Genomic DNA, 19417 nt, shown 5'->3' with positions numbered 1-19417 from the left:
CCCGACGGGGCGGTCCTCTACAGCCCCACCGCCGCGGCCCGCGCCCTGACCGTACTCCGGCCGATCACCCCGGCCCCGCAGCCGTACGACCTGACCCCGGTCCCGTCGGCCACCACCTCCGCCGGACCGGCCCTGGCGACCGTCCCCGAGGAGGGACAGGTCGCGGAGGAGCCGATCGCTGACGGCCAGGCGGGGAAGGAACCGCCGACCGGGGAGGAGCCGCCCGCCCCGGTGCACCGGGAGCAGCCGGAGCAGCCGGAGCCCTCCTGGTCCTCGGAGCAGCCGGAGCAGCCGGAGCCCTCCTGGTCCCCGGAGCAGACCCCCGAGGTCGTGGCGCCCGCCTTCGTCCGGGGCGGCGCCGTCGGCTCCATGACCGTGGAGACGGTACCGGTCTGGACCGAGCAGCGCGCCCGGCTGTGGGCCGCGGTGACCGCCCTCCACCTGGACGCGTCGATCCGGCCGGAGGTGGAGCAGGCGCTGGTCCGACTCCTCCTCACCAACACTCCGGAGGCGTGGTCGGCCCTGTTCCGCGACGGCACCCGGCTGGCCGTCGGGGACAAGCTCGTCTGGCTGCTCCCCACCCCCGCCGACCTCGTGGCCCCGGTCCCCGGCTCCGGGCCGGCCCCGGGCGCACCGACCCGCTACCGCATCGCCTTCGGCTCCACCAGCGACAGCGGGGAGCGGTCGACGGAGACCACCACCGGCCTGGAGTCGATGCTTCAGTTCGGCTTCCAGCTGGCCTCCACCTTCGCCTCGGCCGCCACCGCGGGCGTGCCGCACCTCGGCCTGTCCTTCGCACGCGGCCGGTCCCGCGGCTGGGAGCAGGAGGTCATCTCCGGCATGAAGCCCCTCATCAGGGGGACGGCCACCTTCGTCAGCCAGCTGCGGATCCACGTCTTCCTGGACGGCGTCCACCACCAGCACTCGGTCGTGGTGCCCCGCGGCATCGGGGTCGAATTCCCCAAGATCTTCTCGGCGCCGCCGGTGCCCCTGCGCCTCGACGAGGTCAGCTCGCCCGCGGACATCCCGGCCGGCCGGGAGAACGCGGCCGACCACACCCAGGGCACGCTGCACGCCCTCGACCTCGTCCCCGTCGTCGCCGGGATCCAGGCCAGGCTGCGCGCGGCGGGACTGCGGCCCGACGCCGTGGCCACGGTGTCCGCCGAGATCCAGAAGGTGGTCAGCGAGGCCGCGGCCCTGGACCGCAGCCGCTTCTGGTTCACCAGCGGGGACCGCAGCGCGCCCGTCCGGCACAAGCTCAGCAGGCTCGCGGAGTTCCGGGGCCACGTCGGGATCCGCGCCGAGGTCACCGGTGCCACGCTGCGCGAGGTGACCGAGGCCCTGCGCACCCGGGCCGACCTCGGCCTGGGCGCCACCCGCGGGCAGTCCCGCACCGGTTCGAGCGGAGCCTCGATCTCCCTCGGGAACTCGGTACTCGGACTCACCAGTGCCCCGGTCAAGGACCAGCCGCGCGGTGTCCTGCCGCTGGCCATGGTCACCCTCGGAGCCACCCGGAGCGACGGCTTCGCCACCTCCACCAAGGCCCAGAGCCACACCGTGCTCAACACGGCCGCGCAGGAGTACGCGCGCTACGACGCGAAGGTCCGGCTCACGGTCACCATCGACTCCGACACCCACCCGGGCATCAAGCCGGTGGTCCTGGAGACGTACGGCGAGATCGGCGTGCCGTGGCGGTACGGGCAAGGCGCGGCCGACTGGGAGACGCGCACCCTCGGCGCCATCCACACGCCGGGACTCGAAACCCACGCCAACCCCGAGCCCCAGGCCGTCCGGGACACGGAACCGGCCCCGGATCCGCAGCCCGAGTTCGTTTTCTCGCCGGAGGTGGCCGCCCTCATGCAGGTCGCGGGCCTCCCGAGCGGCGGCGGGCCGCGCCGGCAGACCCCGGCCCCGCCGCACCCCTCGGAGCCGCTGCCCCTCGCGGCCCGGCGGCAGGAAGCGCAGGGTCTCGGCTTCAGCACGCTCCTCGCGCTGCCGGGATCGGAGTCCGTGCTGGAGGAGTTCGCCAACGCCCTTCGGACCATGGCGGGCCCGAGCCAGGTGACCGCTCCCGTCCTGCGCCGGCTCTCCGTCTTTTTCGGCACGCCCGCTCTGGAGGCCTCCCTGGCCGACCTGCTGGTCGGGCGCACGCACGTACTGCACCTGAACGGCAAGCAGTACCGGCTGGGCCTCCGGGCGACGCTCGGACGGCGGCTGGGCGGCGCCGACTACTCGATGTCGGTCAACACCCGGGCCACGGCGGCCTGGGGGCTCACCGGCAGCATGTCGACCGGGTGGAACGCCTCCGGGAGCCTGGGCGCCGCCCTCCGGGTCCCCGTGGGCTCCCGGCTGCGCCTGCAACTGGGCGCGTTCCGGGGCCGCTTGCAGTACGGCAGGGAACTGGGCAACGAACTCGTCGGTACGGTCAAGGAGACCAACCGGCATGAGACGAACGGCCTGGTCCACCAGGGGAACTACCAGCTCCGCTGGGAGCTGGCGGTCCACCGGATGTCCTCGACGGGCACGGTCCGCCAGAGCAAGGTCTGGGCGCTGGAGAAGCCGGGAGGAACCTCCGCGCAGGTCCTGCTGCCGAAGGTGTTCGCACCCCCCACCGCCTTCGCGCCCTCCGAACTGGCGACCATCGGCACGGTCACCCACCACAAGGAGCAGCCGGCGGACGTGGCGGGGGAGGTCCGCGCCGATTTCACCACCAGCGGCTCCTCCGGCGTACGCCCCTCGTTCCTCGCGGTGCGGGCCCTCGGGCGGCACATCGCGGAGGTCTACCAGGGGCTGAACGGGATGAAGGGGGAGTGGCTCGCCGACTCCACCCTGTGGCCCGAGGAGTTCCTGGAGGCGACCGGCCCCGACACCCTGGCCGCGCACTTCGGCGCGCTGACCTCCGACGAGGGCTTCGAGGTCGCCCTCCCGGACCGCGACGGCTGGAAGCAGCGCCTGACGCTGCGCATGGCCGCCTACAACACCCGTCATCAGGGCTCGACTTCGGAACCGGTGGAGATCGAGCAGTACAGCCAGCTCACCTCGCGCCGTGCCGTCGAGAACGGCAGCGCCGTCACCGGGACCCTGGCGTTCCAGCTTGGTCCGCAGGGGAGCTGGGGCCAGGACGCGAACACGCCGATGGACGAGGAAGAGGGCCACGGCTCTTCGGACCAGCAGAACGGCGGCGGAGCCGCGAAGAGCCGCGTGGCCGGGGTCCTCCAGGTGTCGGCCGACGTGGCGCGCGGTACCTCGCGGAAGACGGCCGAGGGCATGATGAGCATCAGCCGCGCCACCTACGGGGGCACGAAGGACCGGCTCACCGCCGACCCCGTGTTCCACGTGCGGCTCGAACGCGGCAAGGGGTCCCGTACCGAGACCGGGGAGCGGTGGCTGCGGGTCGACGGCGGGCTGGAGATGCTGATGCCGTCGTGGCGCGCGGCGGAGATCCTCCGGCCGGCCCCCGCACCCTCTTCGGAGTCGGAGTCGGAGTCGGAGTCGCTGGCGGGGCCCTCCGACGGAACCGGCTCCGCGGAATCGCGGCCGGTGACCCCGGCTCCGGACGCCCCGACGCACACCTACGCCGGGCAGTTGCTGCGCGTCGGCGTCGCCCACCCCGAGGTGTTCCGCGCGGACGGCGTGCTCGGTGTGATCCAGCGGCTGCTGGCCGCCCGCGGGGTCACCTCCCCCGGCGTGCTCGACGCCGTCCGCTCGGCGTTCTCCCCGCGCGCCCTGGCCGCGCAGGTCCCGGCGCTGCTCGGCTCGGGCGTCCTGCGGGTGATCCCGAAGCCCTCGCCGTTCGGCACGACCGAATACCTGGCCGTCAACGTACGCATGGAGTCGGTGGCGGCCGCCCACGAGCAGGCCGACCACCCCGACGTCGAGCTCACGGGCCGCGCCCAGGGTTCTTCGGAAGTGGCGGACGGCACGACGACCGGATACTCCCTGGGAGGCGAGGCCGGGATCAAGCTCCGGATCGCCGACCAGGGTTCCGGCGGGAGTCACAGGAACGGCGGTCTCGAAGCGAGCATCGGATACTCGCGCAGCCGCGGCGCCGGCACCACGAACTCGGCCTCCGAGCTGGACATCCACCGGATGACGGTGGGCGGCGCCACGGCCTTCACCCACGCCTTCACCCTGCGCGTCGACATCAGTATGTCGAAGCAGCCCATGGAGCTCGTCTCGGCGCCCGTCCGCCTGATCACCGGCGCGTTCGGCGCGGCGATGGACACGCCCGTACTGGCCAAGGGCCTTGGTGTGCCCTTCAGCCCGACCCTGGGGACCGGCCTCGGCAGGTACGCGGAATGGCACCGGTCCGGGACCACCGAAGGCTCGATGCGCATCCTGGTCCCCACGTCGTTCACCGAGCCGAATCCGCATACGGCCGCGCCGCTGCCGCTGATCCACCGGCCCAAGGGCGACAACCCACGCTGGGTCGATCCCGCACCGGCGGGCGCCGGCCAGACCCCGGCACGGACGGCCGACGACATCGCCGACCTGCTCGCGGAGCACGTCATCCCGCTCGACATGCCCGCGGCCCACGCCGTGCGCCAGTGGGCGAGGTACGCCCCCGCACCCGTGGGCCGGCGCCCCGACCTCGCCAGGATCGCGGCGGACGAGGAATCCGGGCCGACCCCGTCCGAGCTGACGACGATGGCCGGTCTGCGGTACGCGCACGCCACCAGTGCCGAGGTGATGCGGCCTCGGCTGGAGGACCTGCTGCGCGGCAGCTACGAGGTCCCCGTGGGGAACACCACCCGGACGGTCCGCTTCGAACTCTCCCGCGTCCGGCCGTTCGGGCCGTCGGAGGGTACCGATCTCACGGCCCGGCGCTACCAGCAGGCCGACAGCGCCGCCGAGGCCTCCACCCACTCCTCTTCCGGTGTGGAGACCACCCTGGGGCCCGACGGCGGCGGCGACTCGGACGGCGTACGGCTCTTCGAGCGGCTCGTGGGCTCCTACGGCCGGACGGTCGGCGAGGACACCTCCGGCGGGCAGAGCCGTACGGAGGAGACCAACGCGGTCTCCCAGGCCGTCTACGGCGGACTGGAGGCGGACCTCACCGTCACCGTCGGGGGAGTGCTGCGCTTCGACGTCCCCGCCGGTCTGCACATGCTGATCCGGCTCGACGGCGCGGGCCGGATGGTCGACGAGACCGTTGACGACCTGCTGTCGGCCCTGACCGACGGGGTCGGGCAGGACGGCCTGTCCCGGCCGCCCTCCGAGAAGTCCCTCGGCAAGCGCCGGTCCACTGACGAGCCCGGCACCGAAGAGTCCGGCGCTGACGTAGAGCGGGATGCGGCCGACGAGGAGGCGGAGTTCAAGGGAGCGGACGAGCTGAGCCCGCAGGCCGTGGCGGCTCTCACCCGGCTGCGCCGTGAGCTTCCCGACTCCTGGCAGGAGCAGTTGGGCGACGCCTCCAGGCTCCTCGCGCTGCCCTGGGCGGAGACGGAGGAAGAACAGGTCGCGCTGCATGAGGCGGCGGTGCTGACCGCCGCGGCCCTGTACGAGACTCCGCGTGAGACGCTGGCCCTCCTCGACCACCACGGCTCCCGGAACTCTGACAAGGGCGAGCCGCCCGCCCGGGGAACCGTCCTCCTCACGGCCCTGCACGAGGCGCTCCACGACCTGCCCGTGGGCCAGAGCCCCCGCAAGGGTGGCTCGCAGCCGGCAGGCGCCCCGGAAGAGGACGGCATCGCCACCCCGGGCGCCTCAGGCTCCGGCCTCCGCTCCCAGGAGCAGCCGGAGCCCGAGAACGTGGCGCTCCCGCCGAGCTCCGTGATCGGCGCGCTCATGAGCAGCGAACCCGATGACCTGGCGGCCGAGCTGGGCCCGGTGCCCCGGCCGGAGCAGACCCCGGTGCACCAGGATCCGGCTCCTGCGTCCCCTTCCGAGTCCGTCCCCGCCTCGCTCTCCGACCCGCTTGCTGTTGCCGGTCCGGTTCCGGTTCCTGATATGTCCCCGACGGACTGGATACGTGACCGGGATGCCCAGGACGAGGGGCTTTTGTTCGCGCCGCCTGCGGCGTTCACCTCGGCGAGTCTGAGGCAGTATGGCGGGGCCGGTACGTTCGATCTGCCTGATGGGCGTCTTCACGGGGCGATCCGTGAGGCGATTGTGGGGGTGGTTCCTGAGGGCGTGCGTGAGGGTGTGCGGCGGGCGCTGGATGAGCGGTTCTCGGTGGAGAGTTTCATCAGTGAGTTGCCGCAGGCGATCGGTGACCGTCTTGTTCTGGGTCTGCATGTGGAGGGCAGGTATTTCGAGGCGGCTGTGCGGGTGCGGGTGGGTGACTGGCGTCAGGTCACTGATCCGCATGGTCGTCGTCTGCTCGGAACCGAACGGTTCCTCCCGCTGACGGTGTCCTGGAAGCGGGAGCCGCGTACTCGTCAGCTTCTTGAGTCGGGTGAGTCGGTGGGGAGCAGCCGGACCCGGGCTCATGGCATTGCGCTGCCTGCTGCGATGTTGCTCAATCACTCGCTTGATGCGATTCCGCATCTGAGTTCGGCGGCGGCGGTGTTCAGTTCGGTGCTTGCCGGTTACAGCGCGGCTTCGACGAGCACGGTCTCTTCCGGGGCGACCACTGCCCGTTACACCAAGGGCACTTACCGGGCTGTCGATTTCCTCTATGACGTGCTGTATGACGTGACCGTGCAGGGCGTGGGCGGGTCTGTGGCGCCGAGGCAGCACCAGGCCGTCCTGGAGGGGGCGCTGGTGGGGCGGCACGACCGGCGGTTGCTGCGGAGCCGGCCCAGGCCGTCGCAAGGGGTCACTCACGCGACCTCGGGGTGGTGGCATGCACCCGTGCCGCCGTCCAGTAGGGGGGCGGATACCGGCCTGCTCCGTGACGCCGTGGAGACTCTGGGGCAGCACCGGGGGCGCGCCGCCCGGGACGCCATCGCCTATCAGGAGTGGTGGCCGTTGGGTCGGCCGGAGGAGCAGGGCGGTCCCGACCCGATCGTGGTTCCGGATCAGTTGCGTGGTCCGTTGCGTGTGCCGCGTACTTCGGTGGTTGAGTCTTTCGATCACACCGAGGAGTTGCGCCGGGCTGTGTTCTCGGTGCTGCCGGAGTCGATGTCGCGGGTGGGGACGCCGGAGAAGAGCGCGGTCGATGCGTTCACGGCTGTCCATTCGATCGCTGGTGCCCTGCATCGGGCCATGGCGGGTGGCTATCTGTCTGTTCCGTTCAGCACTGGTGGCGGGGCGATCGAGTCTGTCGAGCTGAATACCGTCTTCCACGACGTGGAGCTGGTGACGGAGGAGAACGGCACGGCCCAGGTCGACTGGATGATCCATATCGATACTGAGGATGTGAACGTCGATAACGTCGCTCACCGTCACAGTGGCAGTGATGCTCTGTCGCTGTCCGCGGCGGCGTTGTGGGGCATGGGCACGGGGCAGTTCGGGTCGACGCTTTCCGTTCCGGCGCTGGGGGGCAGCCGTTCGGTGGGGGTGTCGGACCCGGGGCAGCAGGCGGGTTCGGTGACCCTGCACAAGGTCAAGCTGGAAGAGCCGACCGTGGTGCTCGCTGGGCGCACCCGTACCACGGTCCAGGGCCGCGGCCGGGCGGAGACCGTGGAGGGCACGGCCCGGGTGCGGATTCTTCTGCAGGATGCGATACGGCTGGGGCTGGTGGACGGACGATCCGCTCCCCGGGCCACCGTGGACGGACCGCACGCGGGGAATGTCGAACTGCACGCCCGTACCTCTCCCAACCGGCGGCTGCGTTTCGCTCCGGTGCTGGGTAGTTGGCTGCCGCAGCTGAGTCGGGTCGACTCTGTGGAGCATGATGATGCCCGGCGTCTGATGGAGCGGGTGTTGCGTGCGGTGCGTGCGGCGGCGCCGGACGTGCTGCCGCCGGACGGCCCGGTGCGTGGGGTGAAGGCGCATGAGCACACCAACTTCATGACCATCGCCAACCTGGTGCGTCCCGAGCCGCTGGCGGCGCGGTTGCACGACATCGTCAATGGCGGGATCTCGGTTGTGTTGAGCAGGCCCGGGCTGACGGGTCCGCAGGAGGTGGTCCTGACCCTGTCCGGCACTCTCGATCCGGGTCGTTTCGCTCACCGGGGGATGTGGGACGGCAACAGTGAGACGTATTACGGCGGTTTCTACGAGCTTCAGGGTGACCGCTCCACCGCCTCCTCCTTGGAGGGCGGCTTTGATGTTCCGTTGAACTACAGCTCGACTCCTGACCAGTTCACTTTCCGTGGCGCGGGTGGCCGTATTGCGCCGCGGGTGGGGACCGGCTGGGTGGCGACCACGGGTGGCGGTTTCTCGGTGGGTGGTGCCTCGGGTGGCGGGTCGCGGTTCATGGCCGGCTTCGAGGGCTCGGTCGACGTCCGTGTCACGGTGACCCGGTCCCACCGGCCCGTGCCCGCGACGCCCCAGGCCGCCGCAGCCGTCACGGACGGCGGGAACGTCATCGAGCTGACGACGACTGGCGCGCCGGCGCGGGGGACGGATCTGGGCGCCGTGGAGGAGGGCCGGGTCGGTGAGGACACCACGGCGCCGGTCACGTTGAACGTGCGTCTGATGGTTGCCGACGATCTCCTGGAGGAGTGGGGGCCGGACGGGCGGTGGCACGACTCGGTCGGTATGCGCTCGCACCTCGACCCCGACACGCGGATTGCCAGCCGAGTGCTCGGCGCGAACCCGGCGCAGCCGCCGCTCGTCTATGTGCCCGGTGCGGATGAACGGCCGCCGTTGCACACCCTGTTCCTGGCGGACACCAGCCGGATGCACACCGCCGCGGACGAACTCCTCACCGAACTGAACGTGGGTCTGGAGCCCTCGGAGCGGGTCGGTCTGCACACGGCGCTGAATGCCATGGGCTCGCGTGTCGAGGACTTCATCGGGGGCAGTCACCCGTTCTGGACCCGCACGGTGGGCCGGGACTCCTTCGGTATGCCGGTCCGGCTCGAACTTCAACTCCGGGCGGTCGTGAGGGAGATGACGACCAGGGGGGTCAGCCAGACTTCGTATCAGTACGACCACACTCTGACGACGGCCTCGGTGAGTGACAGTGCCACCCGTGACCTGATCAGCTTGAGTGGATCTGTTGGTGTGAACGCTTCTTTCACGTCCGATCCGCGTCCCGAGGGTTACGGCGGCACGGCCGAGGAGCGGAATGCGGCGACCGACAACTCGCACACTCCGACGGCGGGTTACCGCTACGGAATGGGAGCGCCGCGCACTCTGACGGTGAGTGCCGAGGGGCAGAGTGACCGGGTCGATATCGTCCTCGGTGCCCAGGAGCACATCTACGCCCGGATGGAGTACCGGCTCGTCGCCACGCTGTCGTCCCGGAGTCCGGTACCGCTGGGAGCCGATCCGGTCACCGCGCGTACCTACGGGCAGCGCACGGCCCGCCGCACGATCGAGGACGCCCATGCTCTGCTTGTGATGCCGGCCGGGCTCGCGGAGCGGATGCGTGAGCAGGGTCAGGGCCGCGCGTCGGCCGAGTCGGCCGCCCCGGCGGGGCCCTCGCGACTCTCCCCGGTGCCCTCGGTCACGGGTGTCGGCCCGTTCCCCACCACTCACCCGGCTGATGGTCTGGGGCATGCGGTGCTGCACGACATTCCTGATCTCAGGCCGGTGGTCGAGGGGGCCCGGAACACGCTTTTCCAGCAGCTGGATGCCGATCATGCTGAGCTTGTGCTGACGCGTCTGCGTGCCGCTCTGGCCACCCGGCAGGGCACCAAGGCCGCTATGGAGCCCATGGCCTCTGGTGTGTTCCGGATTGTGGTGCCGTACCGGGGTGCTGTGTCCACGGCGCTCGCTGTGGTCACGGCCCGGGTCGACCTGTCCAACCCCGTCCACACGGGCGACGCGGACTCTCTCCATGTCCTCGAGGGCAAGAACGTCCGCCGGGACGACGTGTCGTACTCGGCCTCGTATTCGTGGTCGCATTCGGGCAATGCCGGCTGGAATTATGGGCGCGCGTTGCATGACCCGACCCAGCCTGTGGTGGACGGCGGTGGCGGTGTCGGTTTCGGTGCCGCCTACGGGCAGGGACGTTCCCTGGGTTCCTCGCTCGGTCAGACGCGCAGTTCCGGCATGCTGCACGTGGACACTCCCGCTCTGGTGGCCTACGACGTGCGGGTCACCATTTCCCTCGACCACTACTGGGGGGCCACCGCGTCGACCGGCGTGATCGGTCCGGTGCTCTCCCTGGTCGGCAAGCACACCCGGCACCAGCTCGTCGACACCACCCTGTCCGGGGCGCTGACCTTGGCGCATGCGCAGCAGCTGATGCAGCCCGAACCTCCCGCGGGCGCCGGCCGGCCCAGGCCGCGGGCGATCCCCGCGCACAGGGCCGGGCCGCGTACTGGTCTGCGGCCCGACCCCGAGCATCTGACGGAGTCGTTCATCGGCACCATCGGCGGACTGCGTGACATCCTGGCCCAGGCGGAGAACCTGCTGGAGGAGAACGTGTCCCCGGCACTCGGGAGCAACACCTGGCACGGTGCCCGTGCTCACCTCGAAAGCCGTCTGGCCGTCGTGTTCAGCATGGCCTTTATGCATCAGCGGGCCGTTCACTTGCTGGGCGGCGGCACGCTGCGTGTCCCGCTGACCGTTCCGGGCATGTTCATCAACGAGCAGCTCACTCTTGTCCTGTCCCTGGACCACGACGGCTTGAGTGTTACGTCGATGCACGGCACGGGCGATGGGACCATCACCGGGACCATCGTCAAGGACTTCCGGCGTTCGCACCGCTCGGTCGGCGGTGCCGTCGATGCCGCTTTGCGTCTGACGGGCTCGGCATCGCTGCGTTCCGGTCTGGCCACGGAGGGTCCGGACGTCCTGCGGCCCGGTATCGGTGTGGACGTCGGGCGGGGCCGGGGGACCGGACAGAGCGGCGGGGGCCTCTCCAGCATGCTGGAGAGCGGCGACAAGTCGATGGGCACTCTGGGCGAGGACCTGGCCGACCCGGACCAGCGCAAGTACGCACACCTCTCCGTCGGCCGGGCCCGCTGGAACATCGGCCTGGAACGCTCGAGTGGAACCGGGGCCGGTATCCAGGTCACCGTGGAGCAGGACGCCCTCACCTTCTTCGCGCCCGTGGAACGGGCCCAGCAGCTCCTCACGCTCCACCCGACGCTCATCACCGAGCCCCTCGTGGGCGCGCAGCCCCCCTCACGCGGCCTCCGGGGGCTGATGCCGGGCGGCTGGCAGACCGGCCCGGACAGCGACACGGAGTCGGACAGCGACACGGAGTCGGACACGGGGCAGGCGCAGCGGACGGCCGACGCGCCGACCTCGGAACCGGTCGCCGCGCCGACCGAGCCGAACCTGTCCACCGACGAGGAGCGCAACGACCGCGGCCGGTGGCTGGCCGCGGCACCCGATCCCGCCCGGATGCCGGACGAAGCCTTCCAGGCCTACTGGGACCACCTCCCCATGGACACGGTCGGCTTCGTACGGGCTGCCGCCGCGGCGCGGTCGCTGCTCGCCGAGCAGGGCCGGTTCACCGACCCGCTCACCTCCACGCCGTTCTCCGCACTCCCCGCCGACGGCCGCGCCGCCCGCCGCCTCGCAGCCGTCTTCCACGGCGACAGCGGTCTCTACCGGGACCCCGCCCGGCGCGACGAGGCCCTGGCCCGGGCCCTTGAACTGCTCGACGACCCCGCTCCGGTCCGTCCGGTCACGGAGTCCTTTGTGGAACCCGAAGCGGTGCCTGACGCCGTGTCCACGACCGGGTCGGATCGCGACACCCTCGTGGAGGATGCGGAGTTCGAGGGGGCGGAGGAGCTGAGCCGGCTGGCTGCGAGGGCCCTGGCCCGGTTGCGCCGCGAGCTTCCCGATTCCTGGCAGGAGCAGTTGGGCAAGGCTTCCCGTCTCCTCGCGCTGCCCTGGGCGGTGACGGCGGAAGAACAGGTCGCGCAGCATGAGGCGACGGTGCTGACCGCCGCGGCCCTGTATGACACTCCGAATGAGACGGCGGCCCTCCTCGACCATCACGGTTCCCGGAACCTTGACAAGGGTGAGCCGCCCGCCCGGGAAACCGTTCTCCTGACGGCCCTGCACGAGGTGCTCCAGGACCTGCCCGTGGGCGAGAGCCCCCGCAAGGGCGGCTCGCGTCCGGTCACCGACCCGGCGTACGAGGGCATCTTCACCCCGGGCGCCTCAGGCTCCGGCTCCGATCCGCTTGCTGGTGCCGGTCCGGTTCCGGTTCCTGATATGTCCCCGACGGATTGGATACGTGACCGGGACGCCCAGGACGAGGGGCTTTTGTTCGCGCCGCCTGCGGCGTTCACCTCCGCGAGTCTGAGGCAGTATGGCGGGGCGGGTACGTTCGATTTGCCTGATGGGCGTCTTCACGGGGCGATCCGTGAGGCGATTGTGCAGGCGGTCCCCGAGGGCGTGCGTGAGGGTGTGCGGCGGGCGCTGGATGACCGGTTCTCGGTGGAGAGTTTCATCAGTGAGTTGCCACAGGCGATCGGTGACCGGCTCGTCCTGGGTCTGCATGTGGACGGCAGGTATTTCGAGGCGGCTGTGCGGGTGCGGGTGGGTGACTGGCGTCAGATCACCGATCCGCATGGTCGTCGTCTGCCTGGAACTGAGGAGTATCTGCCGCTGACGGTGTCCTGGAAGCGGGAGCCGCGTACTCGTCAGCTCCTGGAGTCGGGTGAGTCGGTGGGCAGCAGCCGGACCCGGGCCCATGGCATTGCGCTGCCTGCCGCGATATTGCTCAATTACACGCTTGATGCGATTCCGCATCTCAGTTCGGCGGCGGCGGTGTTCAGTTCGGTGCTTGCCGGTTACAGCGCGGCGTCGACGAGCACGGTCTCCTCCGGAGCGACCACGGCCCGCTATACCAAGGGCACCTACCGGGCTGTCGATTTCCTCTATGACGTGCTGTACGACGTCACCGTGCAGGCCGTCGGCGGATCGATGGCGCCGGGGCAGCACCAGGCCGTCCTGGAAGGGGCATTGGCGGGCCGGCACGACCGGCGATTGCTGCAGAGCCGGCCCAAGCCGTCGCAAGGGATCACCCACGCGACGTCGGAGTGGTGGCATGCGTCTGTGCCGGCCATCGGCGGGGCGGGCCCTTCGGCAGTCTCCGATGTGGGTGTCCCGGCCATGCCGTTCCGCGGGGATGCGGGCACTGCCCTGCTCCGCAACGCTCTGGAGAATTTGGGGCAGCACCGGGCGCGCGCCGCCCGGGACACCACGGTCTACCAGGACTGGTGGCCGTTGGGCCGGCCGGAGGTGGAGGAAGCGGGCAGCGATACGGACCCGGCCGGGACGGAGGTGGGCCCGGATCAGTTGCATGCTCCGTTGCGTGTGCCTCGTACTTCGGTTGTTGAGTCGTTCGATCACACCGAGGAGCTGCGTCGGGCGGTGTTCTCAGTGTTGCCCGAGTCGATGTCACGGGTCGGGACGCCGGAGAAGAACGCGGTCGACGCGTTCACGGCTGTCCATTCGATTGCTGGCGCTCTTCACCGGGCCATGGCGGGTGGTTATCTGTCCGTCCCCTTCAACACCGGCGGCGGAGCGACCGAGTTCGTCGAGCTGAGCACTGTCTTCCATGGTGCGGAGCTGGTGACCGAGGAGGACGGTACGCCCCGGGTCGACTGGATGATCCATATCGATACTGAGGATGTGAACGTCGACAACGTCGCTCATCGTCACAGCGGGAGTGACGCTTTGTCGTTGTCCGCGACGGCGTTGTTGGGTACGGGCGCGGGGGAGTTCGGGTCGACCGTCTCCGTTCCGGCGCTGGGGGGCAGCCGTTCGGTGGGGGTGTCGGATCCCGGGCAGCAGGCGGGTTCGGTGACCCTGCACAAGGTCAAGTTGGAAGAGCCGACTGTGGTGGTCGCCGGGCGCACCCGTACCACGGTCCGGGGCCGTGGCCGGGCGGTGACCGTGGAGGGCACGGCCCGGCTGCGTATTCTCTCGCAGGAGGCTGTGCGGCTGGGGCTGATCGACCCACGACACGCTCCCCGTGCCGTCGTGGAGGGGCCGCATGCCGGGAACGTCGAACTGCACGCCCGTACTTCTCCCGGCCGGCGGCTGCGTTTCGCTCCGGTGCTGGGTAGTTGGCTGCCGCAGCTGAGTCGGGTCGACTCTGTGGAGCATGATGATGCCCGGCGTCTGATGGAGCGGGTGTTGCGTGCGGTGCGTGCGGCGGCGCCGGACATGCTGCCGCCGGACGGCCCGGTGCGTGGGGTGAAGGCGCATGAGCACACCAACCTCATGACGATCGCCAACCTGGTGCGTCCCGAACCGCTCGCGGCGCGGCTGCATGACATCGTCAACGGCGGGATTTCTGTCGTGCTGAGCAGGCCCGGGCTGACGGGCCCGCAGGAGGTGGTCCTGACTCTGTCGGGCACGCTCGACCCGGGCCGTTTCGCTAAACGGGGGATGTGGGACGGCAACAGCGAGACGTATTACGGCGGTTTCTACGAGCTGCAGGGCGACCGGTCCACCGCTTCCTCCTTGGAGGGCGGTTTCGATGTGCCGTTGAACTACAGCACGACGCCTGACCAGTTCAGGTTCCGTGGTGCGGGCGGCCGTATCGCGCCGCGGGTGGGGACCGGCTGGGTGACGACCACCGGCGGCGGTTTCTCCGTGGGTGGTGCCTCGGGTGGCGGGTCGCGGTTCATGGCCGGCTTCGAGGGTGCGGTCGACGTCCATGTCACGGTGACCTGGTCCCGCCCGCCCGCGCCCGCGCCGGCTCAGCCGCCCGTGGCTGTCACGGACGGCGGCAACGTCATCGAGTTGACGACGATCCGGTCCGCGACCGGCGCGCCGGCGCAGGGGACGGATCTGGGCGCCGTGGAGGAGGGCCGGGCCGGAGAGGACACCGCCGGGCCGGTCACGTTGAACGTGCGTCTGATGGTTGCCGACGATCTTCTGGAGGAGTGGGGGCCGGACGGGCGGTGGCACGACTCGGTCGGTATGCGCTCGCACCTCGACCCCGACACGCGGATTGCCAGCCGGGAACTCGACCCGGACCGGCAGGAGCTTGTCTATGTGCCCGGCGAGAACGAACGCCCGCCGTTGCACACCCTGTTCCTGGCGGACACCAGCCGGATGCACACCGCGGTGGAGGAACTCCTCACCGATCTGAACGTGGACTTGGAGCCTTCGGAGCGGGTTGGTCTGCATACGGCGCTTAACGCCATGGGCTCGCGTGTCGAGGACTTCATCGGCGGCAGCCGCCCGTTCTGGACCCGCACGGTCGGCCGGGACAACTTCGGCATGCCGGTCCGGCTCGAACTCCAACTCCGTTCGGTCGTCGCAGAAATGACGACCAGGGGAGTCAGCCAGACGTCGTATCAGTACGACCACACGCTGACGACGGCCTCGGTGAGTGACAGCGCCACCCGCGATCTGATCAGCGTGAGTGGATCTGTCGGTGTGAACGCCTCCTTCACCTCCGACACCCGCCCCGAGGGTTACGGGGGCACTGCCGAGGAACGCAACGCGGCCACCGACAACTCGCACACCCCCACGGCTGGTTACCGCTATGGAAGAGGGGCGCCGCGTACTCTGACGGTGAGTGCCGAGGGGCAGAGTGACCGGGTCGATATCGTCCTCGGTGCCCAGGAGCACATCTACGCCCGGATGGAGTACCGGCTCGTCGCTAGCCTGTCGTCCCGCAGCCCCGTACCCCTCGGAGGCGATCCGGCGACCGCGCGAACCTACGGGGAGCGCACGGCTCGCCGTACGATCGAGGATGCCCATGCCCTGCTCGTGATGCCGGCCGGGCTCGCGGAGCGGATGCGCGGGCAGGGCCACGGGCCCGCGGCCGAGCCGGCCGCCCAGGCGGGGCCCTCGCGCCAGTCCCCGGAGCCCTCCATCACGGGTGCCGCCGAGCCAGGGCCCTCGCGACTTTCCCCGGTGCCCTCGAGTACGGGTGCCGATGGTCCGTTCCCCACCACTCATCCGGCCGATGGTCTGGGGCATGCGGTGTTGCACGACATCCCTGACTTCGTGCCGGTGGTCGAGAGGACCCGGGACACGCTTTTCCGGCAGCTGGATGCCGATCATGCTGAGCTTGTGCTGACGCGTCTGCGTGCCGCTCTGGCCACCCGGCAGGGCACCAAGGCCGCTATGGAGCCGATGGCTTCGGGTGTGTTCCGGATCGTGGTGCCGTACCGGGGTGCTGTGTCCACGGCGCTCGCCGTGGTCACGGCCCGGGTCGACCTGTCCAACCCCGTCCACACGGGAGATGCGGACACGCTCCATGTCCTCGAGGGCAAGAACGTCCGCCGGGACAATGTGTCGTACTCGACCTCGTATTCGTGGTCGCATTCGGGCAACGCCGGCTGGAACTACGGGCACACGCTGCACGACCCGACCCAGCCTGTGGTGGACGGGGGCGGTGGTGTCGGTTTCGGTGCCGCCTACGGGCAGGGACGTTCCCTGGGTTCCTCCCTCGGTCAGACGCGCAGTTCCGGCATGCTGCACGTGGACAAGCCCGCCCTGGTGGCGTATGACGTCCGGGTCACGATCTCCCTCGACCACTACTGGGGGGCGACCGCCTCGACCGGCGTGATCGGCCCGGTGCTCTCCCTGGTCGGCAAGCACACCCGGCACCAACTCGCCGCTGAGGACATGCCGGGGGCGCTGACGCTGGCGCATTCGCAGCAGCTGATGCAGCCCGAACCTCCCACGGGCCCCGGCCGGCCGGCGCCGCGGACGACCCTCGCGCACAGGGCCGGGCAGCGCACCGGTCTGCGGCCCGACCCCGAGGACCTGACCGAATCGTTCATCGGCACCATCGGCGGACTGCGCGAACTTTTGACCCAGGCCGAGAACCTGCTGGAGCACAACGTCTCCGCGGCGCTGGGCAGCAACACCTGGCACGGTGCCCGCGCCCATCTCGAAAGCCGTCTGGCCGCCGTGTTCAGCATGGCCTTTATGCACCAGCGGGCCGTCCACCTGCTGGGCGGCGGCACGCTGCGTGTCCCGCTGACCGTCCCGGGCATGTTCATCAACGAGCAGCTCACCCTTGTCCTGTCCCTCGACCACGACGACCTGAGCGTTACGTCGACGCACGGCGAGGGCGCGGGGACCATTACCGGGACCATCGTCAAGGACTTCCGGCGTTCGCACCGCTCGGTCGGCGGTGTCGTCGATGCCGCTTTGCGTCTGACGGGCTCGGCATCGCTGCGTTCCGGTCTGGCCACGGAGGGTCCGGACGTCCTGCGGCCCGGTATCGGTGTGGACGTCGGGCGGGGCCGGGGGACCGGACAGAGCGGCGGGGGTCTCTCCAGCATGCTGGAGAGCGGCGACAAGTCGATGGGCACCCTGGGCGAGGAACTGGCCGACCCGGACCAGCGCAGGTACGCACACCTGTCCGTGGGGCGGGCCCGCTGGAACATCGGCCTGGAGCGGTCGGGCGGAACCGGGGCCGGCGTTCAGGTCACGGTGGAGCAGGATGCCCTCACCTTCTTCGCGCCCGTGGAACGGGCCGAGTTGCTCCTCAACCTCGCCCCGACAGCCATCCGCGAGCCCCTCGTGGGCGCGGAGCCTCCGGCGCGAGGCCTCCAGCGGCTGATGCCGGGCGGCTGGCAGCCGGGCGCGGACAGCGACGACGAGTCGGACACGGGGCAGGAGCAGGAGCCGAGGACGGCCACCGCGCAGGCCCCCGCGCCGCTCCCCGAACCTGCCACCAGTCCGGCCGAGTTGAACCTGCTCGCCGCCGAAGCCCTGACCGACCTGCGCCCGGACGACCACGAGGAGGTAGGAACCCGGGTGGGAACCCGGCACCTGCACCCGGCAGCGGACGGAGTATCCGAGCCCGCTCCGGCGCCCTGGGCGGCCGACCGGGTGCGCTTCCTCCTCGTCGAGGCCGACGGCGGCGCCCTGCTGCTCCGCGGCCCGGACGGGATACCGGAGCCGTACGCCCCCGACCAGGCGGCGGACCTCATCGCGGAAATCCTCCGACTCGACCGCGAAGCCGGAGTGGTCCCGGAGGCATTCGTCCTGGTCGGAGCGGGGGGCGAGGACGGCCGGCGGGACCTCGCCGACCACCTGTCCCACCGGATGCGTACACGAGTATGGGTCGCCGAGACGCCGTCACGCCTGGAGGCAGGCGCCGACGGGATCGCCCGCGTCCGCACCGAAGCGGACGCCGAGTGGATCCGCGTCGACCCCCCACGGCCCGGGTCCCTCGGGGAGCAGGCCTTCACGGAGCGGGCCGAGCGGCTTGGCGCGGCGTTCGGTACGTTGAACGGCACCGTGACGGAGCTCGTTCCCACCGACTCCGCCGTGCGCCGGATTCAGCTGCAGGAGGCGATCGCCGAGCAGGTCGAGGCGCTGGAGCAGGCGAGCACGCAGGCGGATCTGGATGCCGTTGAGTCGCGGCTGGGGCAGCTGTATTCCACGGTGGAGGCGTGGCGGGATGAGGACGGCCCTGCAATTGATTACGCCCTCCTAGAGGAGGATTTCGTCGTACCGAGATCGGCGGGCGGGGAGATCCTATGGCGTTCTTCTGCCAAGGCGCCGGCGGTTGTTTTCACCGAAGGTGAGTCGGTTGAACATGTCACCGAGTCGAACCCTGCCGAACGGCCACGTCTCCTGTCTCCGAGCGAGTCCGGGTCCGCCTCTGAGTACCCGTTCCCTTCAGAAGCGACTGATGTGGGCGACGCCGATTTCGTCGAACTGAGCTCGGCGGGGTTCGCGGACGGTGACGCCGTTGGCTTCAGGAAGTTTGGGCCGCCGACGAAGGACGGCGTCGTCGGCTTCGCTTTGAAGGCGATCGGCGAGCATGCGCTGGATCTTCAGCCGCGGGCGATGAAGGCGAAGGCGGAGCTGGATCAGACCGCTGCGGAGGGGCCGAGCGCGCTGAAGGCGTTGGCGCAGAGGCTGGCGCAGGAGACTCCGCCGCGGAGCCTGGCGGAGGAGGGCCTGGCGAACCTCTACCTCACCCCTGACCATCTCACTGAGTTGAGGGCGATGGTCCGCGAGGCGCTCTCCCAGGATCCGTTGTGGGAACAGGTCAGTGCGGGGCGCCAGAACGCCGCGGTGGAGCTGGTGACCCACGAGCACTGGTCGCATGGCCTCGCGGCGGCGGCGAAGCTGGCCGACCAACTGCGGCACGAGGAGGTCCTGCGGACGTCCCTGTCGGATCCGACGCTGCTCAAGACCGGGTTGGAGATCGCGTACGAGGTCATCGAGCAGCACTACGCGGGATGGTCGAGGCTCAATCTCAGTGAGGCCGAGCGGCACCAGAAGCTGATGCAGATCGCGAACGATCTGCATGAGTCCGGGAACTCTTCGGACGCCGCCGTCGATCGCGCACGAAGGTGGGATGCGGACCATCCCGGATCGCTGACGATCGAGACATTCCAGGTGCGGGTGCTGCCCACCGCTGTCCCGCATGCCAGAGTGTTCGCGTTCTTCGGCACCGACGACACCGCATACCAGCCTGACCGATGGGCGAGGCACAACCCCGACGCGCTGAACG

Annotated in this window: 1 protein-coding gene (only partly in view); it reads left to right on the top strand. The window is 70.4% G+C overall.

Every position in this 19417-nt window falls within one protein-coding gene, locus AB0I23_RS09285, for a hypothetical protein (RefSeq protein WP_359108339.1), read on the top strand. The gene is 52176 nt long; 16692 of those nucleotides lie to the left of the window and 16067 to its right, leaving coding positions 16693-36109 in view, spanning codon 5565 (complete) through codon 12037 (partial); the first complete codon in view begins at nucleotide 1. Both codon boundaries (start and stop) fall beyond the window edges.

It is taken from the genome of Streptomyces atratus, from assembly GCF_040655115.1.
Taxonomy (GTDB): domain Bacteria; phylum Actinomycetota; class Actinomycetes; order Streptomycetales; family Streptomycetaceae; genus Streptomyces; species Streptomyces atratus_D.
This window is presented reverse-complemented; position numbering and strand designations above follow the sequence as displayed.